This window comes from Halobacteriovorax sp. RT-2-3 (assembly GCF_047085075.1).
Lineage (GTDB): Bacteria > Bdellovibrionota > Bacteriovoracia > Bacteriovoracales > Bacteriovoracaceae > Halobacteriovorax_A.
This window is the reverse complement of record NZ_JBKIYF010000001.1, coordinates 978978-1002123: the sequence shown is the minus strand read 5'-3', so window position 1 is coordinate 1002123 and position 23146 is coordinate 978978. Positions and strand designations below refer to the sequence as shown.

The following is a 23146-nucleotide window of genomic DNA, read 5'->3' as shown; positions in this document are numbered from 1 at the left end:
CAGTTAAACACCTAATTGTGAGATATTGAGGTTAAAAATGAAGCAAAATGTAGCAATTCGAATAATATCAGGTATTTGTAATGTTCAGCCTCACACAATTCGCATGTGGGAGAAGAGATACAATGCTTTTAGCCCAATTCGCGATGAGGGCGGTCAACGTTTGTATGGCCCAGAAGACTTGGCCCGCGCCAAGATGATTGCTTCACTCATTAAGTCTGGGCAAACCATCTCCAAAGTAGCGAGGCTGTCTTTAGACGAGCTTAAAGAACTTAGTATTGCTATTAGTGAATCAAGTCTCTCTGAAGAAGATAAGGTTGCTCAATCAATTGATAAGCTCTTTTCAGCATTAGCTATATACAAAATTGAAAGTGTGAGAAATGAAATAGAGTTTCTAAGGTTAAGTCTTAGTGCCCAAGACTTTATCTTCTCAGTAGTTCTACCAGTTATGCAAAAAATTGGAAGACTTGTCTTTGAAGGAAGTTACAGTGTTACTCAAGAACATATTATTTCGACGATTATACGCGATCAAATGAGCCAGATACGTCTTCCTAATAATGATCTAAATGGACGTTATGTTCTTGCAACTCCGGAAGGAAATTTGCATGAGCTTTCAATTATGATTGCAGATATTCTATGTCGAACAAGAAGGGTTGGAACTTACTATCTAGGTGCCGCAAATCCAGCAGAGTGTCTTGCTGAAGCAATCAATGCCCTAAACTGCAAGGGGCTCATCCTAGGTGCTGTTTCATCTGATAGCTGGGATTACTTTAAGAGTATTATTCCATATCTTCAAAAAATTGACGACAGACTTGAGCGTCAGATTGAAGTCGTTATTGGTGGAGGCTATCCAATAGAGCTTCCTGAATTCAAAAATATTCAGCTTGTCGAGATTATTGGTGATTTCGAGACTTTTGATAATACTTTCCTCGCAAAAGTGGCCTAATTAACGCAATATGTTTTGTCATATTATTGTTTGATAGGTAAAACTTCCTCACTTTTATAAGGGGGAATTATGAAAAACGCACTTATGATGCTAGTGGCGCTATTTATTAGCACACAAGTATTCGCAATTAATGGATCAAATGAATGTCTAAGATTTGAAAATGATGCTGTTAAGGTTGAAGCAATTCAATTCACTGCTGATCTTTTAAATTACGATTCTGTAGAAGCTTTTTGTACAGCTGATCGTCTATGGGATCTAGAGGTTAGTCATGCACCTAATTTCTGGCCAGTAGGTGAGGAAGAGGATCACCATGTTAAGTTAATGCTACACTATGAATACCATAGCTGTACTATCTACTATAACCAAACTCAAAAGAAGTTAAGTCGTCAGCGTTGTTACAATACTTGGTAATCTAGACTATATATTTTCATATATTTAAGGCCCACGATTGTGGGCCTTTTTTGTCATTTTTTTCATGATTCTTCCGATAAATAAATATCATGATGAAATCGCATTCTAAAATACTTTCAATTATAATCTTGGCCTTCTTTAGTCTTCTGGCCAAGGCCGAAGAAAAACAAGTCTTTGAGTTTGATGATAATAAAGATGGAAAGATTGATAATATTTTTCGCTACCAAAGTCAGAGACTTGTTGAGCATCTGAATGATCGTAATTACGATGGAAAATTTGATTATCAGATGAAAGTTGTTGGAAATCTAACGACGATTGAATCTGATAATAACTTCGATTTAAAATTTGATCGAATTGAAATCATTGAGAAACTCGAGAAAGAATCGATTTATAAACTTTACCGTATTGAAAACGATAAGCGTCTTTTGGTTATTGAAAAAAGAATTCAAAATATTCAGCATAGCGAAGCGATAAATACGTGCTCATATGAGAGCTTTTTAAAATCCATCAACTCGCTTGATGATTTGATTTCTGATTTTGATCCAATTCTACAAAAACTTAATAATGGTTTTTATGAATTTACACCCGGAGTACAAATACATAAGAGCTGTTTAGAAAACTTTGGTGATGATAATTTTGAAACTCTTATGAGAAACTCTCTTGATAAAGGAATGAGTTGTCTGTCAGAGCTTGGAACAAATAATAAAGAGACTGGAGCAAAAGCTGAGATCGCCAATATTATCAATCTCTTAAATATTCAATTAAGTGGTAAAGTAAAGCCGACATCAGTTATATGTCATCAAAATGATTATTCTTGGCAAGGAACAATTGCTAACGCATCTGTTGGTAACAACAAATTGAAAAACTTAGGGGTGGATGGCCCATATGTCTCACTTAATCCAAAAATGAAGTCAGGGTTTTTAAACTCAATTAAAAATGGTCCACCTAGAGATGAGCTTGAAGGAATTGTATTTCATGAGCTTCTACATAATTTAGGATATCGACATGGCCATGGAATTGATGTGAGTTATGGTTGTGAAGTTTGTTGTTTCTCTGATAAGAAATCTGCAAAAGTAGCGGCCTGTAATATCTGTCTTGGGGGTTATGATCCAAAAAATGAGATTGATCCAAACTATTTAAGAGATATGGCAACGCTATCAAGTGAAACGGGATTAGTAAGTGCAGAACTCTTTATTTATAAGAATATTAGTCGAATTCCTGTGAATCAAAAAAATATTGATTCTATCTTTCTTGGACTGGCCACACGTGGTGCTGGTGTAATGCAAGAGTTTATGAAGCAAATGAAAGATCGAGGTCTTAAAGTGTCTCAAGATAGTGGCCGAATTAAGAAGCTAGTTAAAGAAGCGAATAATTATCGACCAGTTAATAACTTCATTGCTGAAGTGAATAAAGCATACGCTACAGCTATAATTACTGCTTATGTTGATAAAAAAGCCTTCTCAGCAAAGTTTAAGCTCTCTAAGAAGATAAAATCGCAAGATTTAAGAGATATTGCAGATCGAAATGAAAGGGATTCAGATGCCTCGGCCAAGCTTGCTAGAGGAATCGAGATGATCGAAGAGCTCTTTTAATCTATCTAATTATTGTATCATGTAAATATTATTAATCGGATTTACATACACTTCTGCTCAGCCTATATTCCCGAAAAATCATTATTTGGGAGATTACTCATGAAAAAAATTATAATTCTAGCATTTTTTGCATCGTCTGTTTTTGCAAACACTCTAACTAAGCAAGAAGAAAGTAAAGTTGTTACTGAGATTGATAATATCTGTGGTGATACTTGGTGTGAAGGTGATTTTAATTTTAGATTTGATACTCTTAAGTGTAATGCAGAAACTAACTCTTGTGTTTTAGACTTTGTTATTCTTGATGAAGTATGGGGTGATGATGATTCTTATACAGCAACAGAATATGCAGCAACATGTGAAATCAAGGGATATACAAAGTACGATCAAATGATTGAAGTATCTCGTAATGGTTGGCCAAGACTTAATCAAGATTTTTACTTTGCAGTTACTGATTGTGTGACTGAACAAGAAGAAGTTGTTTACGATAAATTAGGATACTAAAAAATAAAAGGCCTCTTAAAGAGGCCTTTTTTATTTCTTTAACTTGTAAGGTAAGCCAGTTTCTGGATTCTTTAGAACACCTTTAGTAAAAGCGCTCGGTATTTTCTTGCCATTTGATAAAATCGTTACATTTACCTGATTGGCCTTTGGTAGCGAATCGTATACGAACGAGATTTCATTACCTTCAAATAGCTTAATATTCTTATCATCACTTGGCTCAAATACTGTGTCATATTCTTTAAAAGCATACATTTCATCTAAGAAGCTAAACTCAATTGGACGGCCATATTGATTTGCCCAACCAAGCGCATACTTTGCACTTTGAACCAGAATTTTAATTCCACTTGTACACTCTTTGCCGTACTTAAAAAATCCAGTCATATCTAAGCTTTGAGCTTGTTTTAGTGAAAAAGTATAGCGAGTTAACCCACTTGATTGATTAGACTTCTTTTCAACTAGAGCAGTTGATTTATGTTTTGTTTCAAATTTTGCGCTATCTCCCCAAACTGGAATTTCATAGCGGCACCATTGCTCAAGAGTAACTTTAAAATTTAGCTCATTAGTAGGTGCATATAGATCAAAGCTAAATGGCCTTGCTGTAGTTTGAACTGCGGCAGCATTGAAGCTAAGAAATAAGGCCGCAATTGATAGTAACTTCTTCATAATATGTGTCCTTAATTAATTATTGTTGATTCTCAATACCACGGCCACATTAATTAGCCAGCTTAATTGTAATTCTTATTGCCTTTAAGTTTATCGAGATTTAGGATAGTTAGCGCTAGGAGGTGAAGTTGGTGTAATTCCAACACTGTCCCGCAACGGTAAAGTCCGATCCCAAGCTAGCAAAATTTTAATCCCGAGGAGGAATCTATGAATGAAGCGCAATTAAGCGAAGCTATTGCACGCGCGAAAACTACGGTAGTTAGGGCCGTCTTCCCTAATAGTACAAATCACTACGATACATTATTTGGTGGTAACACGCTTAAGTGGATGGATGAGGTAGCCTTTATCACTGCAACTCGATTTGGCCGCAAGAAATTTGTAACTGTCTCAAGTGACCGAGTTGACTTCAATATGCCTATTCCAGGTGGGCATTTTGCCGAGCTTGTAGGAGAGATTACGAAGGTTGGCAATAGCAGTCTTGTTGTTGAAGTAAGACTAATGCTTGAAGGTATGTACGAAGAGGGACAAGTTGAAGCAGTAAAGGGGAGTTTCACTCTTGTTGCTATTAATGATGATCGCAAACCTGTACCTATTTTCTCATAAAATTTAAAATAGCCTCGTTAATAAATTTAGTTTAAAATGCTCTCATGCCATATTTTGAAGATGAAGTTTTTGATACTGATAATATTAGCGAGGTTAGTGAGTTCAAGGGTAGTGAATTTATCTGCTGTGAGTTCAACGGCCTTGATATAAGTGAGATAGATGTATCTGGGGCCAAGTTCATCGAATGTTCTTTCAAAGGTTCAAACTTAAGTAACTTGAAGTTGCTAGGTGCCACATTTCGTGATGTTACATTCAATGATTCTAAATGTATTGGTTTAAACTTCGCAGACTGTAATACTCTTTTCGAACTTAAGTTTAAAAATTGTATTCTAGATTATGCATCTTTTCAGGACTGTACAATTCATGGGGCGCAATTTACTTGCTCATCTCTTAGAGAGACAGACTTTTCTCAAGGGACATTTGAGGGGAGTGATTTCTCTGAAAGCGATCTTCAGGGAACAAATTTCTCAAGGGCCAATTTAAAAGGCTCTAAATTTCTTAATGCACGAAATTTTTATATCGATATTGCAAATACAAATTTAAAAAACTGTAAGTTTTCAATGCCTGAAGTCCTTAACCTTTTGAGTCCTTTTGGTATTGAAATCGAATAATATTTTTTTAAGCTAGGAAGGCAAAATGAAAAATCAAGGCAAGTTCTCAAGTCGAGTTAAGGATAAAATCCGCTCTCAGATCAACAGTGCAACTTCTCCAAAGCACCTCTATTCTCAAAAGGATTTCATGTATGAGAGAAAGGGGCCATGGCCTCAACCTTCTCCTGTACACCCTTGGGGAGAGTCTCCTGCGGTTATTCATGTACCACTTAGAGAAACTCTTGATTGGTGGATGTTTATTGGCTCTCGTTATGTGGCCACTCTAGCTCTCTCTCCATACTACTTTATAAAGGGTCTAATCTTTCCTGGCCTTAAAGAAGTAACAAATAAAGAATTCGAAGATCTTCTAAACTATTCCATGATGAGTAAATTTCTAACAGATAAATTGGATGATGAAGATTGGAAGTGTTTTAGTGATTATAATAAAGACGAAAAGAACTGGTTTATCGTTGACCTTGATGCAGTTCGTGTTGTTAAGCCTTTAGAAGGTATTCATGTGAGCGCTACAAAAACACTTCTTTATAAAGAAGGGAAACGTTTCAAAGTTCAAGCAATTTACGTTCAAAAGACAGAGACGGTATTTGATATTTCCAATCCATGTGATGCTTGGGAGTTGGCGAAATACTTTGTTCTTCAAGGTGGTGCTCTATGTGCAACCCTTGTTGTTCATCCTCTTTTACATTTTCCTTTTGATTCAATTAACGCCATCTCAAAAACATCTCTTCCAAAAGATCATATTCTTTTTAGATTATTATCTCCACACTTCAGATTTACTCTTCCTTTAGAGAATGCAGTCTTGAATTATAAGAGTTCACTTCTACAAGAAAAGTGGTGGATGACTTATGCTCCTTACCCAGGAGGACCTGAAGGTTTAAGAGATTTACTAGTTGAAGGATATAAAGGTATTAAAGGTAATCTTTCATACCCGCCATTTTCTTATTCACTAAAATCGCCAAGTGTAGAGGGGAAGTATGGCATTTACTTAAAACGCTACTACGAAGTATTTTATAATTTCGTAAGAGATATTTTAGCTGATGTGAGTACCGATGACTTTTGGATTAGTAAGTGGGCCGATTACTGTAATCAGCATGTAAATGAATTTCCTTCGAGTAAAGAAATTTTCGAAGATGATAAATTAGTTCGAGCGGTCACGACTTATCTTTTTACCGTTACTGTTGCACACGCTACGGATCACTATAATTACGGAATCCTTGATAAAAGAAAAGTTCCACTGCGACTAAGACAAGCAGCACCGACAAAAGATACAAAGATGATCAAGAGATCAAAGCTGGTCAATGCTATCGATCAGATGAAATACTCAATGGCCGATAATCTATTCTTTTCACCGACTACTGTGACAAAGCTAATTAATGCTCGCTATAAGTTTAAAGATCCAAGGCAAAGAAAAATTGCTGAAAACTTCAAGAAGGAGCTTAAAAATTTGGATAAATCTTTAAAAATAGAGGGGATAGAGTACATGCCATTAAAGAAAATATCAGCAAGTATTCAATTCTAACTTGCCATAGATCGTTGGCAATATTTTTTGTTGCACAGCTTTTTTAAGGAAAATTACAAATAGCACTGAGCGCTTAAATTTATCTTTATTTTTAAGCGCTTATCTACTATTAATATCTTAATTATCTAAACAAAACTTGTGTTCGTGGTATTAATAAATGGTTATGAATCCAGTAAACCCTATTAATAAGATCATTAGATTCTTGGCCCTTAGGGAGCCTGATCTATCTGTAAGAGATCTTTCACAATTGAGCCTGTATATTTATACAGTTTTCTTAACTGCGCCCTTAATGTGGGGGCATTTGGTTATTGCATACTTCTTTTGTGACAACCCTCTTCTTTATCAAATTGGAATCGGTACATGTTTAATACATTTTTTTAGTCCCGTTTTTTATTACTTTTTTGGTTCTTTATCACTAGCTCTTAATATTACAATTTTAGCAGGCTTTATTCATGAGTTCTCTTGGTCGATTTTAACGGGAGGATTTTTTAGTGTTTCTCCTATCTGGTTTGCAGTTTTACCTATGATTGCAGGTTTGATTGGAACCAGGAGAGATTTACTCCTATGGTTTATTTTATCTATTCTGGCCGCAACTTATTTATTCATCTTGCACCTAAATGGTGTTGTTCTACATAGTTACTTGAATGAAACAGGAGAAGTTTTAGGTCAAGTTCTGATCATGATTGGCTTTATTCTTTTGAACTCTCTTTTTATGTTTGTTTACATGATTGATCGAGATCGCTTCTACCAAGCGATTGTTGAAAAAAAGGAACAGATTGATACTCTCTTAACATTAGTAGGACATGATATCAGTAACCCTCTTACAGTTGTTAATCTCTCTGCTAAAAGGCTTAGTAAGTTATTGGCCACTAATGATGATGCTGATATTCAAAAGTGCTTAACTCGTATTAATTCATGTACTTCGGGAATAAGCAATATTTTAACTCAGATTCGTGATCTACAATCAATTAAGCAAGGTAAGGTTGAGTTAAAATTTGAGAAAGTATATCTGAATCATATCATTGAATATCTCTATCGAGTTTTTGAATCAAAATTACATGATAAGAATATCACCTTAAAGTATGATTATAATGCAAACCAGAATGTTTACTTCATGGGGAATTCCACAGCATTAAAATATCAAATTTTTGGCAATCTATTATCAAATGCGATTAAATTTTCAGAAACAGGCCAAGAAATTGAAATATCCGTTACTGAAAGAAGTGATGGAGTTCAAGTTAATCTAATTGATAAGGGTGTAGGAATTGAGGAAGAGTTATTAGAAGTATTATTTGAAAATAATGCGATTCCTTCTAAAATTGGAACAAGTGGAGAAAAAGGAACAGGATTTGGAATGTCCATAGTTAAGACCTTTGTCGAACTTAGTCATGGCAGTATTTCTGTGCACTCAAAAACAAAAGCAGTATCACCTGACAATCACGGTACACAATTCTCTCTGTTATTTAAAAAGACTCTGTTTTCTTAGACCAAACCTCTGTGCTTTTGATATAATAAATTAAAATTATAACAAAAGAGGAATTATGAGGTCGACAAACCCGACACTAAGAAATGACGTCTTTAAGGCGGGAACTTTATCAGATGAAAGAATGTCTTTTTCTGGAGTATTTAATAAAGGGATGATTCTCTTTGCTCTAATGCTTATGACATTTATTTATACATGGAATGTAACTCTAGGTACTCTGGAGAATTCAATGCAACCACAAATGGGTATGTATCCGTTGATTGGTGGTATTGGCGGTTTTATTTTCGCTCTTATTACGATCTTTAAACCAAAGTTGGCCATGTTTACAGCTCCTGTTTATGCTCTATGTGAAGGCCTTCTTCTTGGGTCAATTTCTGCAATCTATGAATTTCAATTTCAAGGGATTGTCTTTAATGCTGTAACGATTACTTTTTCTGCCTTCATTACTTTATTCTTTCTTTATCGTTGGGGCCTTGTAAGAGCAACAGGGATGTTTAGAAAGGTAATCATGACGGCGATGTTTGCAATCATGGGTGTTTATCTCGTAAGTTTCATTATGTCTTTCTTTGGAACAACGATCCCAATGATTCACGGAAATGGCCCAGTGGGAATTGGATTTAGCCTTATTGTAGTAGGTGTTGCTGCATTTAGTTTAATTCTAGATTTCGACTTTATTGAAAAAAGTGTTGATCAGGGAGCACCAAAATATCTTGAGTGGTATGCGGGCTTCTCTTTAATGGTTACTCTTGTGTGGCTATATATTGAAGTATTAAGACTTCTTTCAAAATTAAATCGACGCGATTAATTTTTTATATTCATGGACCAACTTGCTCCAAAGAGTATTTGGTCCATGACTAACTTGTTGGCCGTTAGCTCACTTCCCGTTTCTCCATTTCTTTGCTCAAGCATTAGTCGGTATTCATCAAATAGATTTCTATTCTCAGGTAATTGCTTTGCCATCTCTTCTAAAATATAAGCTGCTTGTGCAAATTCTTTTGCTACTTCAGTTTTCGATTCTCCTGCGATCTTATAGCTAGGATAGACTTTATTAAGATGATTTTTGAAATCAGTGAGAAGCTTTGTCGTATATTTATTCTCTGTTGGAATAGTGTGATTTGCCCAGCTCTTTACTTCTTTTATATTTGTTTGATGAGCATAGAACTCAAGTGTGCGATCGTAGTCGTATCCCCATTTTGATTTTTTTACAATAACACCCTGGCAAACAACTTTTAAAGCATCATCAGAAATATTTGAGACACTTACCTTTGAAATACCAGTGATCTTTTCAATGGATTCACTTTCCATATCGCGACAATCATACTGACAACTAAAAATGACTTCCTTTGGATAGGGAGCCGAAAAATCATTTTGGATATACTTCTTCGTAGCATAGTCCGCAAGACAAAATCCGGGACTTGGGATGGCCGCTAAGATATTTAGTGAAAGTATTCCAATGACTGCGGCCTTCATTACTTACCAGTCATTCCTTGGTAGAGCGCAAACCAGATGTAAATACTTAGAACAAGTAAGACTAGTTTAAAACTGATACGCCAGTAATTTAGTGGTTTTTTATTTTTCATGGGCGCGATTATATGTATCTCATTAGACTTAGGCAAGCTTGTAAGTTGTTGGAATTATTTTTAAAACAGTCTTTTGGTCAAGTATGGACGTTGAATTTCCGAAAAGTGAATGAATAATTAATCTTTATTAAGGATGTTCATGAAGTTTATTAAGAACCCTTCTTTTATCTTAATCTTTTCACTTCTATTAGGTGTTTTTCCTCAGGTCTATTTTGTAAAAAATAATCTACCTGAAATTGATTGGCGAACACCCGCTTCAACACAAAGTAGCGCTTATGAGATTTGGGGAGAGATGATGGAAGCATCTGTTGGCTATAATGCTAAAGCAATAGGTGTCAAAGGCTCTGGCCGACGCTCTATTACATGGGGGGCGGAGAAAGAAGGCTCCTCTTCGTATGTAACTAGAATTCTAGGTCCAGATGTTAGAGCATTTATGGATATTCTTCCAACTGAAGAGTCGAAGCGTCGCAAATTTTTAAAAGAATTCTTCACAAAATGGATGAACAATACCCCGGGTCAATCAAGTCGTGTATGGGTAGATGAAAACGGAACTCGCTACGATCCTGCACAAGAGCTCTTCGATGAAAAAGGGCGAAGTAAGGCCATGGATATTTCCTTTCTGAATGGTTTTAATCCAGAAGAAGCGTCTTTGGATGAACTTGAGGAAATGTGGAATGAGTGGGGAAGTAAAACAAATAACAGTCCATTTAGTTATCTTTCGCCTCTAACAAGAAGGCAATTCTTTAAAGGTGAGTTTCCACATATCGAAACAGAATTGAAACCTTACTACCGTATGGTTCCAAATATCGGTATTTTTCAAAAATATATAGATGATATCGAGCCAACTTCGGTTGGTTGGGAAATTCTATTTAAACCTCAAAAATCATATGGTGAATTCCAAGAGATGATTGCGTGGTTTAAAAAGACAATGGGAAGAAATGGAGAGTTGTTTCAGGCCCCTGGACATCAACGTATGGTCGTTCCAGTTGGGAAAAAATTTAATCGTCAAAAAGCTGCAGAACTTACTAAAGTCGCTCAGGCCCTTATTGTTCTTGAGGGAATTGCCGGGCGCTCAGGAATCGAAACGGCAGACTATAAAGAAATTCTTGATGATTGGGAAATATCAAATGGAATTATCGATGGAGAAGAAACCAATAGAGGACCTTTAAGAGTTGATTATGAAGGTCGTTTTGTAAATGATTCGATTTCAATTGAATTTCGCTCTGGAACAAAGAATGCAAGAGTCGCACGTTTTATTCAAGCCTCACTTGCTTCACGTTTTTCTCGTAATGACTTTTCTGGAATTGAAAAGATTCGCTCTTGGACTCTCATTGATGAAGAGACGATACATTATGCAGAAGCTTCCGATTTAAAGCATCGCTTTGGTCTAACAATGGAACAAGCGAAGAGGGCCGCCGATAAACTTAATCAAGCATCCCTTGAAGGCTATAATGTCGTCCTTTGGAATTGGTATAATGAATGTCCGATTCTTGGGAAAACTAAGAAGACGATTCTTAAAAATTTAACAAGGGATTATCTCATTGATGTTGGAAGCTTAAGACATACTAATCGAGAGAACTTGAAAAAGGCCATCATCTCTTTACAAAGAGAATGGGTTGCTTCTTCAAATATCACAGAAGACATCAGAAAGTACATGATGCCGCAGAGAAGTTTTTCTGACACAGAAAACTTTCATAAATTCAAACCAGGTACGAATATGCCAATAGACGTAAATAAAGTTGATCTTGGTATTGAGTATTCTGCAAAATTTCCCCTTAAGTATCAGGGTGATTTTGCTATGATTGAAAATGAAGATGGCGGTTATAATCGCCAAAGGCTTATGGACGGTAAAATGTCATGGCTTCAAACTCGTGTGGATATGTCACCTGATGAAAAAGAAGCATACCTTGAAAAACTTGCAACTGATCTTCGTGATCGTTTAGGTGGAGAAGGGGAAGTTGAAAGACTGTATGAAGATGGGCATGGCCACGGTCTTGATATTGCTTTTAAAATCCGTGACTCTAAAGATCGATCATGGAGAGTTGAGTGGGATGGTATTGGCCGAAATTATACTCCAGCAGGTGATGTCATTATTGACTCGGTTCGAGCTGGATCTATTGAAGTTGTCACACCTAAATTTGAACCAAATATGGATGAGATGCAGGCGGTATTTGATACTTTTCAAAAGAATAATGCACTTCCATATATTAAGGCCGGTGGTGGTCACTTAAATATTGATTTAACAGTCTTTGATGGTAAGCCTCACGAGTTTGCAAGATTTCTTGCTGTCTTCAATGAGTATCGCTCTGTGATTGCATTTATGTTTCAAGATTTAAATCGTGTTAAGAGTGCGGAGCCAGTTGCTATCTCAGATGAGTTTGCACAAAAACTTGCTAATTGGAATGGGACAGAAACTGAACTAAAAAAAGCACTTTATAATGAAGGCTATTTTAATAAACGTGTTGGACGTAAGGCCCGTTACACTCACTTAGATGTTTCGGCATATTTCCAAGATGTTATCCCTGAGAAATTTATTAGTGATGATTTCGATATATCTAATCCAAAAGTTCCATGGCGTCCTGCTTTTAGAGTTAATCCGAAAATCAGAAAAGCCGAGGTTCGTTTAATGAATGCTCCTCGTGATGCTTATGAGAGTGCTCTACAAATGAAGTTATTCAGGGCCATCTTAAATAAGGCCTTAAATACAACAGATGAGATTTCAGGGGAGTTACAAAATGTAAGTCATGAAGAATATCTTAAGAATCCAGCAAGGCTTATTGAAGATCTTAAGAAAATGACAGATGACTTAGGACTTGAAATGCGAGAATATCGTCCAATTATTGGTGAAGGTCTTGCAAATGTAGAGCAGTACACAAATATGAGGTTTTATCGTCCACTTAAAGATCAGCTTGTGAATAATCCTGTTTTTGATGGTTGGGAAAAAGCTGTTAGGCCAAGAGGGAAGAACTCTGCAATAGCTTCGGAAGGAAAGGCGTATACTGGGCCGATTTATCCCGAAGCTTTAGAATTTCAAGAGCTTCGCGTGGAATCGGCCAAACAAGGTGAGATTAATCGTGCGACACTTGATCCTAACTTCTATGGTGGAAAGCAGTTTTCACGTAAGACAAATTGTGTGGAGGCAATTAGAAAATTAATTGCAAATTAAAATGAAGCTTAAGCAAATTTATACGACATTAATCTTAGAAGATGCAAAGCATGTAAGGGAAATGTTAGAGAGCGCTGGTTTCAAAGTACATTCTTCTAGTGGCCACTTGAATCAGCATATTTACTTAAACTCTGCAGCTGCCCAAGAGTATTTGATTTCTGTTGAAGAATTATATTATATCGATGCTAAGTATATCTTAGAGAAAAACGGCATCGAAGTTTTAAACCTTGAAGAAAGTAAGTCACAAAAAGAAGTGGATTATATGCACGACTCATTAAGACTTGCTATCTTTGGTATGATATTTGTTCCTGTCGTTCTGAATCTTTTATCTCTTTATAAATTCGGATTAGGAATTAAGCACAAAGAAAAATTAAAATTCTTTCGTATCACACAAATAATTATTCTCAATGTCATCGGTCTCGCATTTTGGAGTACCATGCTTTATAATAAATATTACTTATCACAGTAGTTTGTAATTGTTATTTTATTTATCTTAATAGGAAGGCCATTATCTCTTCATCAAAAGGAATCGAGGAGGAGAAATGAAGGTCCTATTTGTCTTATTATTTACATTAATGACATTTGCTAATCAAAAAGTTTTATCAAAGCGTACTGTTACACTACCAGTTGATATTAGTACGGCCAAACTTAAGTGGACGAGCCTTGGTTATGGTGAAACTTTCTTTGTTAAAGTTATTGTTCCGGAGCTTGCTGGAGAGACGATTATGAACCACCGTAACGTAGGTGAAGATGGACCATGTATGTTCACGTACGATACACAAAACCTTGAAGATGTTATTGGTAACAACCCAGGCGTCGAAGATATTGATTTTGAAATAACTCTGACAAAGTTCTTTTCTAAAGATGCGCAAGGTCAATGTCGTGTGTCTCTTCAAGAAAATATTAACGCAAATATTCGTGGATTTAAGTTTACACACACTCTAAGTCATCAAATGCCAAATAGAGTTGGTGAGGATTGTTTCTAACGAAGGTCTTTGAATAGAAATTCAAGTCCATTTAATTTGATCTCGGCAAGCTCTTCTAGGAGTCTGCCGAGCTCTCCTTGCGGAAAGCCCTTTTGCGAAAACCACACGAGGTATTCATCAGGAAGATCAATAAGAAGTCGTCCCCTGTACTTTCCAAATGGCATCGTGGTCTGGACGAATTTTAAGAGATGTTCTTTATTAAATGCAACTTCCATATCCTTAGTATAATGGAATACACATTGACTGGCCCCTATAAACTCTGCTAAAAATGACGAATGGCAGAATTTACGCAATTGGGGCTATCCCAAACTATTGAAGAAGCTCTTTTAAAGAAGGGCTATACAAAACCAACTCAGATTCAAGCTGAAGGAATCCCTTCTGTATTAGAAGGCAAGGATCTTCTTGCGATCTCTCAGACTGGAAGTGGGAAGACTGCCGCATTTTCGACGCCTATTCTTGATTTAATCTCAAAGAGTAAGTCAAAACTTAAACCATTTCATATTAGATCACTTATTATTGCACCAACTCGCGAACTAGCGATGCAGGTCGAAGAAAGTTTTAAGGAGTATGGTAAGGGCCTAGCTCTTTCAACTCTTGCTGTTTATGGTGGAAGTGCAAAAAAGTTACAAGTTCAAAAGCTTGCGAAGGGGATTCAGATCCTCGTTGCAACTCCAGGACGCTTAGTTGATCTTATAAGAGATGAAAAAATCTTTTTAGATGAAGTAACGCACTTAGTTCTTGATGAAGCAGATCGTATGTTAGATATGGGCTTTAAGGATGATCTTGAATTTGTATTAAAGAGACTTCCTGAAAGTAAGCAGTGCCTTTTCTTTTCTGCTACGATGGCCAAAGAAGTAGAAGCTATTGCAAATAAACTTTTACAGAATCCTCATAAAATTGAAATTGCACCTGTTAAAGCAAGGCATGAGGGGATTCGTCAGATGGCCTATCTCGTCGAAGAAGAAAGAAAAGCTGACTTCCTATTAAAGTTTTTAAAAGATCGCCAAGTAAAAAGTATCATTGTCTTTGTAAAAACAAAGTCAGATGCCAATAAGCTTGAGAGGCATTTAAAAGCAAATCAAATAAAAGCATGTGCCATTCATGGTGATCGAGACCAGCGCCAGAGAATCTATAACTTAAAAGAATTTCAAAAAGGTAATATGCATGTTCTTGTTGCTACAGATATTGCGGCAAGAGGGCTTGATATCGATGGCGTAGGATATGTATTAAACTTTAGTCTTCCACAACAAGTTGAAAATTACACTCACAGAATAGGGCGCACTGGACGTGGGGGAAGAAGAGGTATTGCTATCTCTTATATCTCACCAAGTGAAGAAAAATATTTTAAAAGAATTCAAAAAGAACTTGGACTTGATATCCATATAAAAGGGCCTACTAAGTAGGCCCTTTTTTTATGCAATTTTATGAAAATTATTTTTCGATATTTGCACCAACAACAGCTGCCATTTGCATCATGTTGATCGTTTCACCTTCCTTCATATTACGAAGGTCAGTTACTTTACCAGACTTTGAAGTCGAGTGTGTGTGCTTAAAGATTGAAAGAAGAGTTGCATCAGCTACGATGAACTTACCTGCGTTCTCTGGCTTTCCATTTTCAGTCTTAGTTTGAAGACCTTTTTCTTTAATATAATCCCACAGTCTTTTAGTGATTTCAGTTCTTGGTAGTTCTGTCTCACCAAGCATTGCTGCTAAGTCTGATTTTAGTTTTACTGGTTTTTTTAATCCTTTTTCTTCACTCATAATTTAATCCTTTAATTAGTGTCTCTAATAATTGTTTAGGAAAAGACTTTCTTTGTACAGAAAAATCAATTACCCATCAAGTCTATCATCTGCGATATGAGTATTTAAATCCTCAATAACAGATAATTCAACTATATTTGATGCCTTATCCAATAGAATAAGACAGTCTTTACTTAAATTAAGAAGGTGTAGCTTCTTACCTTGCTGTGCGTAGCGCTCAGTAATATTCTGTAGGGCCTCAATACCAGAGTGATCCCAAACACGTGAGTTGTCAAAATCAATATACACATGCTCTTTGTCATCTTTAAAATCAAAAAGATCTTTAAATGATGTTACTGAACCAAAAAATAGTGGGCCATCTAATTCATAGATTGTCTTGTCGTCTTCATCTCTTTTCTTTGCATGCATTGTCTTTCCGTGCTCCCAAGCAAATACAAGAGCAGAAACAATAATACCAACTAGTACTGCAACAGCTAGGTCCGCTAAGATTGTCACGACAGAAACAAGAATAATAACTAAGAAGTCTGAAAGTGGAACTTTCTTAAATAGACGTAAGCTTGACCATTCAAATGTTCCAATAACAACCATAAACATTACACCAACAAGTGCTCCAAGAGGAATCATCTCAATCAAAGGTGCACCAAAAAGTACAAATCCTAGTAGTAAGATTGCCGCCGTGATACCTGAGAAGCGACCTCGACCTCCACCACGGATATTAATCATTGATTGACCGATCATGGCACAACCACCCATTCCACCAAAGAATCCGTTTACTAAGTTGGCAAGACCTTGACCAACTGATTCACGGTTACCTTGACCTCTAGTATCTGTAAGTTCATCAACTAATTGTAGTGTCATTAGTGATTCAATTAGACCAACTGCTGCTGCAAGGAATGCATATGGAAGAATTAGCTTTAGATTATCCATTGTTAATTCAACGTATGGAATTTTAAATGTTGGAAGACCTGCTGCAATTGTTGTGATTGTCTTATCTTGGTCTTGAACAAAATCAAGTACAGTTCTAACAAGGCCTGGATTTGCTTCATTTAAGAAGTAGCCAATAACAGTAGACGCGACGATACCAACGAGTGTTGCCGGTACGGCCTTTGTTAGTTTTGGTAGGAAAACACTGATCCCCATTGTTAAAGCGATCAATCCACACATTACCAGAAGTTGAGTTGAAGCAAGAAGTTCTCCACCAACCGTAAATTGAGAAAATTGAGCACGGAAGATAATGATAGCAAGACCATTAACAAATCCAAGCATTACTGGATGAGGAACGAGACGAATAAATTTTCCAAGTTTTAGTAATCCAAAAATAATTTGGATTAGTCCCATTATAATTACGGCCGCAAAAAGATAGCTTAATGCATTTTCCATTGCCGCATCAAAAGTCATTCCACTATCTTTGCTCATTTCCATTACTTTATAAACAAGGGGAGCAAAAATAACTGCAACGGCACCTGTCGCACCAGAAATCATTCCTGGACGTCCGCCAAAAATTGCTGTGATAAGTCCCATCATAAAGGCCGCATAAAGACCAACCTTTGGATGAACACCTGCTACGAAAGCAAATGCGATGGCCTCAGGAACAAGTGCTAAAGCAACTGTTAGTCCTGAAAGAAAATCATTTTTTAAGTTCTCTGGTTTCTTGATTGTTAAATCGATAAAACGATTTTTAAGCGAAGCACTCACATCTTCACTATGCTTGATTTTATCAGCTGACATGTCTCTCTTCCTATTTAAGTGTAAGGCTAAATACTATAGTATTTGACGCAACATTTAAAGGTTTTGTTCATTAAATCAAATTATCTTTTCGTTAAAATCACAATAAAAATTATTATTCACGGCGAATTGACTAATTCTCCACAAACTTTACGCTACAAAATTCCATAATAGGCATGTGGTTATCACACAACTACTACATGGAGACTTATTTATGAAAACTTTTATTGTGAACGAAATCAATCCAATGAGCTTCTCTCAAATAGAGGTGGACCGCCCAAAAGCAAAGGGACGAGATCTCCTCATTGAGGTTAAGTCTGTCTCACTTGGCTCATATGATAATGAAATGAGACCAACACATATGGGAAAGACTTTGGGCTTTGATGCTTCAGGTATTGTGGCAGAAGTTGGTGAAGGCGTTCAAGATTTTAAAGTTGGTGATGAAGTTTATTACACTAGTGATATGAAAAGAAGTGGTACTAATTCAGAATTTCAAATTGTGGATGAGAGACTTGTTTCACATAAGCCAAGTAATCTAAACTTTGCACAAGCGGCAACGCTTCCTTTAGCATCAATTATGGCCTTTGATAGTCTATTTGATAAATTACAAGTTGATCCCGAACGTAGTCGTGGGCAAACAATTTTAATTATCGATGGAGGCAATAGTATTGGTGCCATGGCCACTCAACTGGCCAGCAAAATAACGAATTTAACAATTATTACGACTGCTGATGATATGGAAACGAAGGAGTTTTCAAAGAAGATGGGAGCAGACTTGACCATTAATAGCTCCCTTCCAATTGCTACACAATTAAAGCGAATGGGAATTGATAAAGTTGACTATATTCTTTGTGCTAGCTCTCCGAATCAATACATTCGTAGGCTAAGGGCAATAGTAAGTAAGAGAACTCGTATGGTATCTCTTTTTTCGACTCGAGATGAATTTTTACCTAACGATTTTGTGAGCGCTTTACCAGAAGTTGAGCAAGAGTTTGTTTTAGTTTCTTCAAGTGGAATAGTTGATCATGAAGAATACGGAAATTACTTAAGAGAGGTGACTCATTTAGTTGAAGCGGGGGCGCTTAAGCCTCTTGTTGCAATGGACTTAGGTGAGATCTCTACTGAAACACTAGAGAAAGGACATGGGATGATTAATCAACGAGATGTTCTTGGAAATATAAGTTTAAGTTTTTAAGCCTCATCAAAACTCCTCCAGGTTTTGTCCGGCCTCTACTCTTCAATTTTATTAAAAGGAGGCCGGTTTTTTTCAAATAGACTTCGATGTGATTTCATTTATAATGATCTCTATGGAAAATAAAATTGATGTATCAGACAAAGTTAAGCAGGCATATGACATTGCAATTAAAGCGCGCTCAAATGCACATGCCCCGTATTCAAAATTTCAAGTAGGTTCGGCCTTAAAACTAAACGGTATTGATGATCCAATCCCAGGTTGTAATGTTGAAAATGCTAGCTACGGTGGAACAATTTGTGCGGAAAGGGGAAGTGTTCTATCAAGTGTTGCACAATTTGGTAAGAAGGATTTCGAATTTATCGTAGTTGTGACAGACCAAGAAGAGCCAGCAGTTCCTTGTGCTTTTTGCCTTCAAGTCATGTCTGAATTTGTAAAGGCAGACTTTCCTGTTTACCTAGGAAATCTAAAAGGAATTACGAAAAAAGTTCTATTTAAAGAACTTCTTCCGCATCCATTTACTGAATTTACTGTTTAGTTTTAGCTACGAGAAAAAACACTTTTTGTATGGGCACTATAGATTTCGAGATCATTGAGATCTTTTAGTTGCCCAATAAGCTTCTTGTCGTCACTATCTGGAAGATCGTTTTCTAAAATCGTAAAAAAAGACTGGCGATCACTTGCTTCAAATGAAGCCTTTTGAACCACGCGGTATAAGTCTTCTCTTGTATTATTTGAAACTTCAATTAATTTATGTAAAACGAAGCTAGAAAGGTGTTTAAAGTTTTGAGTGACTTTAGATTTCATTGCTTCTTTATCAATGACGAGATCTTCTACAGTGCTATTCATGCGCTCAATTGAGTAGAGTAGGATTCCAAACATATCAGGTAGAAAGAACCTTTCAGCACTTGAGTGGCTGATATCTCTTTCATGCCAAAGCAGGCAGTTATCCATTGCTACTTGGTTATATGTTCTAAGCATTCTTGCCATTCCTGTAAGGTTCTCACTTGAGATAGGATTTTTCTTGTGTGGCATTGTCGATGAACCTTTTTGACCTTTTTTAAAGCCTTCAAAAACTTCTGCAACATCAGAGTGTTGAAGATGGCGAATCTCGACACATAGTCTTTCTAAGGCGCAGCCAAATAGTGAGATAATTGTCGTTAGCTTTGCAATGCGATCGCGAGGAATGACTTGTGTTGAAACAGGTTCAACTTTTAGTCCAAGAAAGTTTAAAACTTCAGCTTCAATTGCCGGAGTTAAAATAGTGTAATTTCCAACTGCACCTGAGATTTGGCCTGTCAGTTCTTTGTCATAAAAATCTTTGAGATCACTGTAGCGTCTTTTGAACTCACAAAGATGTCCTCTCAGTTTTTGGCCAAAACTCATTGGCTCTGCAAAGATACCGTGAGAGCGTCCAATGCAGATTGTTTCCATATGCTCATTTGATTTTTCATCGAGTGTTTTAATAAGCATTTCAAAAGCTGGTAGAATACGATTGAGTGTTTCTTTTATTTGAAGTGTTAGAGCTGTATCAATGATGTCGGATGAAGTGACTCCAAAGTGAAAATACTTTCCTTCATTAGTCTCTAGTTGCTCAGTAATTGAAGTACAAAAGGCAATAACATCATGTCTTGTTTCACGTTCGATCTCCTTGATTCGCTCAGGATTAACAGTCACAAGATTTAACTTATTTGAAAATGCTTCTTTTATAATTCCGGCATTCTCAAGGGCCTTTGTCAGTGCAATTTCGACCTCAAGAAATTTTTCAAATTTAAATTGCTCGCTCCAAATTTCACTAATCTCTTTCTTTTCGTATCTTTCAATCATAAGTCTTCCAGTTAATTAAAATATAAATCCAACTCCAAGCTGAGCACTTACCCAACTCGCTGATGCTTCAGTCGTAATTGTTTCATCTGAGCTTTCTAATGCCATTAGGTTATAAATAAATCGTGCAGAGAAGTGTAGGCCACTACTTGCTCGATAAATTAGGCCATAGCTTGCATTAAAGCCAATCCCTGATAATTCAGTACCGAAAGCCTCTGAGTCACTTATATTATAAGTAAGATGTGCCTGAATTTCATCGTAAATAGACTTAATATTGATGAAGTCGTTGATTAGGATTGAGCGTCTACTTAGCCCTGCTCCGACTGAGTAAACACTTAGGCTTGCATCAAGGTTATCAAATTGTGTTACACTCGCAACGTCAAGTGTATTAAGAGCGCCGTAGAGATTTAGTGAATACCTTTCGCTGTAAAATGTAATTGTACCACTGATTGTATTTGTCGAAGCAAATTCACTTAAGTTTGTAATTCCACCATAATTAAATTCAAGTGAGAAATTATCATCTTTGATATTATAGCGTGAAAGTTCATAGCCATAATCTTCATCAGTGATATTGATATCTTCAAAACTTGTTAAGTCTTGTGCAAAACTAGTTGAGGCTAGTGTTAATAAAAGTAGAGTAGAGATAAAACTTAATTTTTTCATTATTGTCCTCCTCCCTTAATAATGGCCTTATCAAAGGCTTGGTCAGGAAGATTTTCTAGACCTACAATTTGGGCCAGTTCAACTCTCTTGGCCAGGTATTGAAATTTAATAATCGACTCTCTCGTTAGTGAGTCAAAGTAGTCCTGCATCGCTAATTGGTACTCAAGATAACGTGTCTTACGATTTGTATATTGATAAAGAGCTGTCTCCATTCTCTTTTTTAACGAGTCATTACGGGATTTAATAATATTTAGATGCTCAACTGCAGAGTTTAAAAAGTTGAAGATATTAACAATGGCCTCTTCAACCTTTCTTCTTGTAAGACTTAAATCATACATGGCCTTTTCTTTTTCTAGTCTTGCATTTGCAAGTTTTCTTCGATTAAAAAGTCCACCGTCCCCAAAGATTGTCCAACTTGCGTTTAAGCTGGCCACAAGATCAATATTTGAATTACCAACTGATGTCGTGTAGTAGTCATTTGTTACAGAGCTGCCGTCAAAAATTTGAGAGTAAGTTCCAAAATTTACTGTGATTTTTGGCAGCGGAAGATTATCTCTAACTGCTATTTCATACTCGCGATTCTTAATATTTCTTTCGACTTTCTTATCAAGAATAAATGGTGAAACTTTTCTCGCTGTAGCGATGGCATTGTCTCTGCTATAAGTCGACTTTTCGTATTGATAATCGTCTTTGATGAAATAAAGTGTTCCCGGAGGATCATTTAAACGTTTGGCCATATCTTCTGAAGCGATATTTTCATTTGTCTTAGCGTCAGTATAGGCTTCTTGAGCTCTTAAGTACTCTGAGCGAGATTGGTAGTACTCGTGTTTTGTAATTTTCTTTTGTAATACTTTTTCTCGGTTCATACGATAAACAAGAGTAGCGCGTTGAAGGTATTGGCGAGCAATGATCTTCAAGTCTTTAGCGTGAATCAGTCTTACATATTCACGAACGAGTTCCTGTTTAAACTCACGAAGCGTTTCTTTGTCGCGGTCAATTTGACGCTCAAGTGATTCTTTTTCATTCTTATAATTAAGGTAGTCCTTACCCCAATTGAAAAGCGTATATTCTCCAAGCTCCAGTCCAACACTTCCGCTCGCTGTACGAGGTAGGCGAGTTAAGTCATTACTTCCACTCTTAAGTGTTCCAATTCGCTGTGGGTTTAGTTGCAAGTTAATTTTTGGATTAGGCGTCCAGAACTCTTCTTTTGTATCCTTTAATCTATTTTTTAGAATCTCAATATTTTTGCGACGGATAACATTGTCTTGGTAGCTTCTCATTCCTTGCTCGATTACTGTTCCAATATCGAGTGGACGATAAGCATTTTCATCAACTTTATCTTCACTGGCCTCTTGGATAAAGATTTCAGGAGATTGTTCTAATGCATAAGAAAAGCTTGATAGAAATAGGTAGGCGCAAACAAAGCCTATTGTTTTAGTCATAAGTGAAGTCCCTCTCATTTAGCTAATTGCTAATTTTGTGCGTCTGCTAAAATTATGACTTGCGTGATATGAGATGGCAACACTTGCTCGCTAGAGAGTCAATCCTGGACATCCACGGCGAACAATTTGTTCTTCGAGCTTAATAACTTTCAAGTTCGTAATCTTTAATTCTTGGATGACGCGGTATTGATTGTCTCTTAGCTTTGAGGAAATCGACTTTTTATTATCAGGTGTCGTCTTTAGAAGATTCTTGTTTCGATCTAAGAGAAAAAGCAGTCTTTGACGGTGTTCAACTTTTTCTTGTCTTTGGTTCATTAGTGAGTCGCAACGACGAGAAATACTTGGGTCAGTAATAATTGAATCGGAAATAGTTTGCGCATTAAGTCTATTCTCAATTGAGGCCGTATAAATAAAAACAATGGCACTGAGTGTTAAGGCGAAGTATTTCATGAGATTTATGATATCACACTTTGCAAGTATCACA

General features: G+C 36.5%; 24 protein-coding genes and 1 riboswitch. Of the genes, 15 read left to right on the top strand and 9 right to left on the bottom strand.

What is annotated here, in order from left to right; all coding sequences use genetic code 11:
• Positions 1–37 precede the first annotated feature (37 nt).
• From ACMAYX_RS04615 to ACMAYX_RS04600, 4 genes are all read left to right on the top strand, one after another.
• Positions 38–943, top strand: a complete 906-nt coding sequence (locus ACMAYX_RS04615) for a MerR family transcriptional regulator (RefSeq protein WP_412469762.1) — start codon at positions 38–40, stop codon at positions 941–943.
• A 69-nt stretch (positions 944–1012) separates the two neighbouring features.
• Positions 1013–1354, top strand: a complete 342-nt coding sequence (locus ACMAYX_RS04610) for a hypothetical protein (RefSeq protein ID WP_103216690.1) — start codon at positions 1013–1015, stop codon at positions 1352–1354.
• An 89-nt stretch (positions 1355–1443) separates the two neighbouring features.
• Complete coding sequence (locus ACMAYX_RS04605) at positions 1444–2946, top strand: hypothetical protein (protein ID WP_392991286.1); 1503 nt, start codon at positions 1444–1446, stop codon at positions 2944–2946.
• Between the two features lie 99 nt (positions 2947–3045).
• Positions 3046–3447 carry a hypothetical protein gene (locus ACMAYX_RS04600; protein WP_412462825.1) on the top strand — a complete coding sequence of 134 codons (402 nt, stop codon included), beginning with the start codon at positions 3046–3048 and terminating at the stop codon, positions 3445–3447.
• A 30-nt stretch (positions 3448–3477) separates the two neighbouring features.
• Here the strand turns inward: ACMAYX_RS04600 and ACMAYX_RS04595 are convergent, their stop codons facing one another.
• The gene (locus tag ACMAYX_RS04595; RefSeq protein WP_412469760.1) at positions 3478–4110 is read right to left on the bottom strand and encodes a hypothetical protein; all 633 of its coding nucleotides are present in this window, start codon (positions 4108–4110) and stop codon (positions 3478–3480) included.
• Positions 4111–4195: 85 nt separating this feature from the next.
• Positions 4196–4300: riboswitch (cobalamin riboswitch) on the top strand.
• 17 nt (positions 4301–4317) lie between these two features.
• On the opposite strand from ACMAYX_RS04595, the gene ACMAYX_RS04590 reads away from it, so the two are divergent.
• The 5 genes from ACMAYX_RS04590 (at position 4318) to ACMAYX_RS04570 (ending at position 9128) form a co-directional block, all read left to right on the top strand.
• Complete coding sequence (locus ACMAYX_RS04590; RefSeq protein ID WP_392856563.1) at positions 4318–4713, top strand: acyl-CoA thioesterase; 396 nt, start codon at positions 4318–4320, stop codon at positions 4711–4713.
• A gap of 44 nt (positions 4714–4757) precedes the next feature.
• Complete coding sequence (locus tag ACMAYX_RS04585) at positions 4758–5324, top strand: pentapeptide repeat-containing protein (protein WP_392991290.1); 567 nt, start codon at positions 4758–4760, stop codon at positions 5322–5324.
• Between the two features lie 25 nt (positions 5325–5349).
• On the top strand, positions 5350–6840 hold the full coding sequence (locus ACMAYX_RS04580; RefSeq protein WP_412462823.1) for a hypothetical protein: 1491 nt from the start codon (positions 5350–5352) through the stop codon (positions 6838–6840).
• 163 nt (positions 6841–7003) lie between these two features.
• Positions 7004–8326, top strand: a complete 1323-nt coding sequence (locus ACMAYX_RS04575) for a sensor histidine kinase (protein ID WP_412469758.1) — start codon at positions 7004–7006, stop codon at positions 8324–8326.
• Positions 8327–8381: 55 nt separating this feature from the next.
• Positions 8382–9128, top strand: a complete 747-nt coding sequence (locus tag ACMAYX_RS04570) for a Bax inhibitor-1/YccA family membrane protein (protein ID WP_103216698.1) — start codon at positions 8382–8384, stop codon at positions 9126–9128.
• Here the strand turns inward: ACMAYX_RS04570 and ACMAYX_RS04565 are convergent.
• Positions 9125–9793 (bottom strand): hypothetical protein, encoded by a 669-nt coding sequence (locus ACMAYX_RS04565; protein ID WP_412469757.1) that lies wholly within the window; start codon positions 9791–9793, stop codon positions 9125–9127. The two genes, ACMAYX_RS04570 and ACMAYX_RS04565, sit on opposite strands and share 4 nt — an antisense overlap.
• Before the next feature lie 249 nt (positions 9794–10042).
• Here ACMAYX_RS04565 and ACMAYX_RS04560 point away from each other — a divergent pair, with 249 nt between their 5' ends.
• The 3 genes from ACMAYX_RS04560 (at position 10043) to ACMAYX_RS04550 (ending at position 14055) form a co-directional block, all read left to right on the top strand.
• Positions 10043–13069: a hypothetical protein gene (locus ACMAYX_RS04560; protein WP_412469756.1), complete on the top strand. Its 3027-nt coding sequence runs from the start codon at positions 10043–10045 to the stop codon at positions 13067–13069.
• A 1-nt stretch (position 13070) separates the two neighbouring features.
• Complete coding sequence (locus ACMAYX_RS04555) at positions 13071–13538, top strand: hypothetical protein (RefSeq protein WP_412471596.1); 468 nt, start codon at positions 13071–13073, stop codon at positions 13536–13538.
• A gap of 73 nt (positions 13539–13611) precedes the next feature.
• Positions 13612–14055 (top strand): hypothetical protein, encoded by a 444-nt coding sequence (locus ACMAYX_RS04550; RefSeq protein ID WP_412471595.1) that lies wholly within the window; start codon positions 13612–13614, stop codon positions 14053–14055.
• On the opposite strand, the gene ACMAYX_RS04545 is transcribed toward ACMAYX_RS04550, so the two are convergent.
• Positions 14052–14270 (bottom strand): DUF3820 family protein, encoded by a 219-nt coding sequence (locus ACMAYX_RS04545; protein WP_103216703.1) that lies wholly within the window; start codon positions 14268–14270, stop codon positions 14052–14054. The genes ACMAYX_RS04550 and ACMAYX_RS04545 overlap by 4 nt on opposite strands.
• Before the next feature lie 60 nt (positions 14271–14330).
• Here ACMAYX_RS04545 and ACMAYX_RS04540 point away from each other — a divergent pair, with 60 nt between their 5' ends.
• On the top strand, positions 14331–15458 hold the full coding sequence (locus ACMAYX_RS04540; RefSeq protein ID WP_412471594.1) for a DEAD/DEAH box helicase: 1128 nt from the start codon (positions 14331–14333) through the stop codon (positions 15456–15458).
• Positions 15459–15486: 28 nt separating this feature from the next.
• Here ACMAYX_RS04540 and ACMAYX_RS04535 read toward each other — a convergent pair whose 3' ends face one another.
• Positions 15487–15816, bottom strand: a complete 330-nt coding sequence (locus ACMAYX_RS04535; protein WP_103216705.1) for an SWIB/MDM2 domain-containing protein — start codon at positions 15814–15816, stop codon at positions 15487–15489.
• A gap of 69 nt (positions 15817–15885) precedes the next feature.
• On the bottom strand, positions 15886–17544 hold the full coding sequence (locus tag ACMAYX_RS04530) for a SulP family inorganic anion transporter (RefSeq protein ID WP_103216706.1): 1659 nt from the start codon (positions 17542–17544) through the stop codon (positions 15886–15888).
• 211 nt (positions 17545–17755) lie between these two features.
• On the opposite strand from ACMAYX_RS04530, the gene ACMAYX_RS04525 reads away from it, so the two are divergent.
• Positions 17756–18736, top strand: a complete 981-nt coding sequence (locus ACMAYX_RS04525; RefSeq protein ID WP_412471593.1) for an alcohol dehydrogenase catalytic domain-containing protein — start codon at positions 17756–17758, stop codon at positions 18734–18736.
• A 112-nt stretch (positions 18737–18848) separates the two neighbouring features.
• Entirely contained in the window at positions 18849–19271 is a 423-nt protein-coding gene (gene cdd, locus ACMAYX_RS04520) for a cytidine deaminase (RefSeq protein ID WP_103216946.1), read from the top strand.
• Between the two features lie 2 nt (positions 19272–19273).
• On the opposite strand, the gene purB is transcribed toward cdd, so the two are convergent.
• The 4 genes from purB to ACMAYX_RS04500 all read right to left on the bottom strand — a co-directional run bounded on the left by purB (position 19274) and on the right by ACMAYX_RS04500 (position 23112).
• Positions 19274–20560 carry an adenylosuccinate lyase gene (gene purB / locus ACMAYX_RS04515; RefSeq protein ID WP_412471592.1) on the bottom strand — a complete coding sequence of 429 codons (1287 nt, stop codon included), beginning with the start codon at positions 20558–20560 and terminating at the stop codon, positions 19274–19276.
• A gap of 15 nt (positions 20561–20575) precedes the next feature.
• Positions 20576–21220, bottom strand: a complete 645-nt coding sequence (locus ACMAYX_RS04510; protein ID WP_103216709.1) for a hypothetical protein — start codon at positions 21218–21220, stop codon at positions 20576–20578.
• Positions 21220–22662 carry a TolC family protein gene (locus ACMAYX_RS04505; RefSeq protein ID WP_392991311.1) on the bottom strand — a complete coding sequence of 481 codons (1443 nt, stop codon included), beginning with the start codon at positions 22660–22662 and terminating at the stop codon, positions 21220–21222. The genes ACMAYX_RS04510 and ACMAYX_RS04505 overlap by 1 nt, the downstream gene beginning before the upstream one ends.
• Positions 22663–22752: 90 nt before the next feature.
• Positions 22753–23112, bottom strand: coding sequence for a hypothetical protein (locus tag ACMAYX_RS04500; RefSeq protein ID WP_103216711.1), 360 nt, complete (start codon positions 23110–23112; stop codon positions 22753–22755).
• Positions 23113–23146: the final 34 nt, after the last annotated feature.

What these genes read in the sequence shown, in the direction of transcription:
- ACMAYX_RS04615 (WP_412469762.1), top strand. Translation starts at nt 38, where the DNA reads ATGAAGCAAAATGTAGCAATTCGAATAATATCAGGTATTTGTAATGTT.
- ACMAYX_RS04610 (WP_103216690.1), top strand. Translation starts at nt 1,013, where the DNA reads ATGAAAAACGCACTTATGATGCTAGTGGCGCTATTTATTAGCACACAA.
- ACMAYX_RS04605 (WP_392991286.1), top strand. Translation starts at nt 1,444, where the DNA reads ATGATGAAATCGCATTCTAAAATACTTTCAATTATAATCTTGGCCTTC.
- ACMAYX_RS04600 (WP_412462825.1), top strand. Translation starts at nt 3,046, where the DNA reads ATGAAAAAAATTATAATTCTAGCATTTTTTGCATCGTCTGTTTTTGCA.
- ACMAYX_RS04595 (WP_412469760.1), bottom strand. Translation starts at nt 4,110, where the DNA reads ATGAAGAAGTTACTATCAATTGCGGCCTTATTTCTTAGCTTCAATGCT.
- ACMAYX_RS04590 (WP_392856563.1), top strand. Translation starts at nt 4,318, where the DNA reads ATGAATGAAGCGCAATTAAGCGAAGCTATTGCACGCGCGAAAACTACG.
- ACMAYX_RS04585 (WP_392991290.1), top strand. Translation starts at nt 4,758, where the DNA reads ATGCCATATTTTGAAGATGAAGTTTTTGATACTGATAATATTAGCGAG.
- ACMAYX_RS04580 (WP_412462823.1), top strand. Translation starts at nt 5,350, where the DNA reads ATGAAAAATCAAGGCAAGTTCTCAAGTCGAGTTAAGGATAAAATCCGC.
- ACMAYX_RS04575 (WP_412469758.1), top strand. Translation starts at nt 7,004, where the DNA reads ATGAATCCAGTAAACCCTATTAATAAGATCATTAGATTCTTGGCCCTT.
- ACMAYX_RS04570 (WP_103216698.1), top strand. Translation starts at nt 8,382, where the DNA reads ATGAGGTCGACAAACCCGACACTAAGAAATGACGTCTTTAAGGCGGGA.
- ACMAYX_RS04565 (WP_412469757.1), bottom strand. Translation starts at nt 9,793, where the DNA reads ATGAAGGCCGCAGTCATTGGAATACTTTCACTAAATATCTTAGCGGCC.
- ACMAYX_RS04560 (WP_412469756.1), top strand. Translation starts at nt 10,043, where the DNA reads ATGAAGTTTATTAAGAACCCTTCTTTTATCTTAATCTTTTCACTTCTA.
- ACMAYX_RS04555 (WP_412471596.1), top strand. Translation starts at nt 13,071, where the DNA reads ATGAAGCTTAAGCAAATTTATACGACATTAATCTTAGAAGATGCAAAG.
- ACMAYX_RS04550 (WP_412471595.1), top strand. Translation starts at nt 13,612, where the DNA reads ATGAAGGTCCTATTTGTCTTATTATTTACATTAATGACATTTGCTAAT.
- ACMAYX_RS04545 (WP_103216703.1), bottom strand. Translation starts at nt 14,270, where the DNA reads ATGGAAGTTGCATTTAATAAAGAACATCTCTTAAAATTCGTCCAGACC.
- ACMAYX_RS04540 (WP_412471594.1), top strand. Translation starts at nt 14,331, where the DNA reads ATGGCAGAATTTACGCAATTGGGGCTATCCCAAACTATTGAAGAAGCT.
- ACMAYX_RS04535 (WP_103216705.1), bottom strand. Translation starts at nt 15,816, where the DNA reads ATGAGTGAAGAAAAAGGATTAAAAAAACCAGTAAAACTAAAATCAGAC.
- ACMAYX_RS04530 (WP_103216706.1), bottom strand. Translation starts at nt 17,544, where the DNA reads ATGTCAGCTGATAAAATCAAGCATAGTGAAGATGTGAGTGCTTCGCTT.
- ACMAYX_RS04525 (WP_412471593.1), top strand. Translation starts at nt 17,756, where the DNA reads ATGAAAACTTTTATTGTGAACGAAATCAATCCAATGAGCTTCTCTCAA.
- cdd (WP_103216946.1), top strand. Translation starts at nt 18,849, where the DNA reads ATGGAAAATAAAATTGATGTATCAGACAAAGTTAAGCAGGCATATGAC.
- purB (WP_412471592.1), bottom strand. Translation starts at nt 20,560, where the DNA reads ATGATTGAAAGATACGAAAAGAAAGAGATTAGTGAAATTTGGAGCGAG.
- ACMAYX_RS04510 (WP_103216709.1), bottom strand. Translation starts at nt 21,220, where the DNA reads ATGAAAAAATTAAGTTTTATCTCTACTCTACTTTTATTAACACTAGCC.
- ACMAYX_RS04505 (WP_392991311.1), bottom strand. Translation starts at nt 22,662, where the DNA reads ATGACTAAAACAATAGGCTTTGTTTGCGCCTACCTATTTCTATCAAGC.
- ACMAYX_RS04500 (WP_103216711.1), bottom strand. Translation starts at nt 23,112, where the DNA reads ATGAAATACTTCGCCTTAACACTCAGTGCCATTGTTTTTATTTATACG.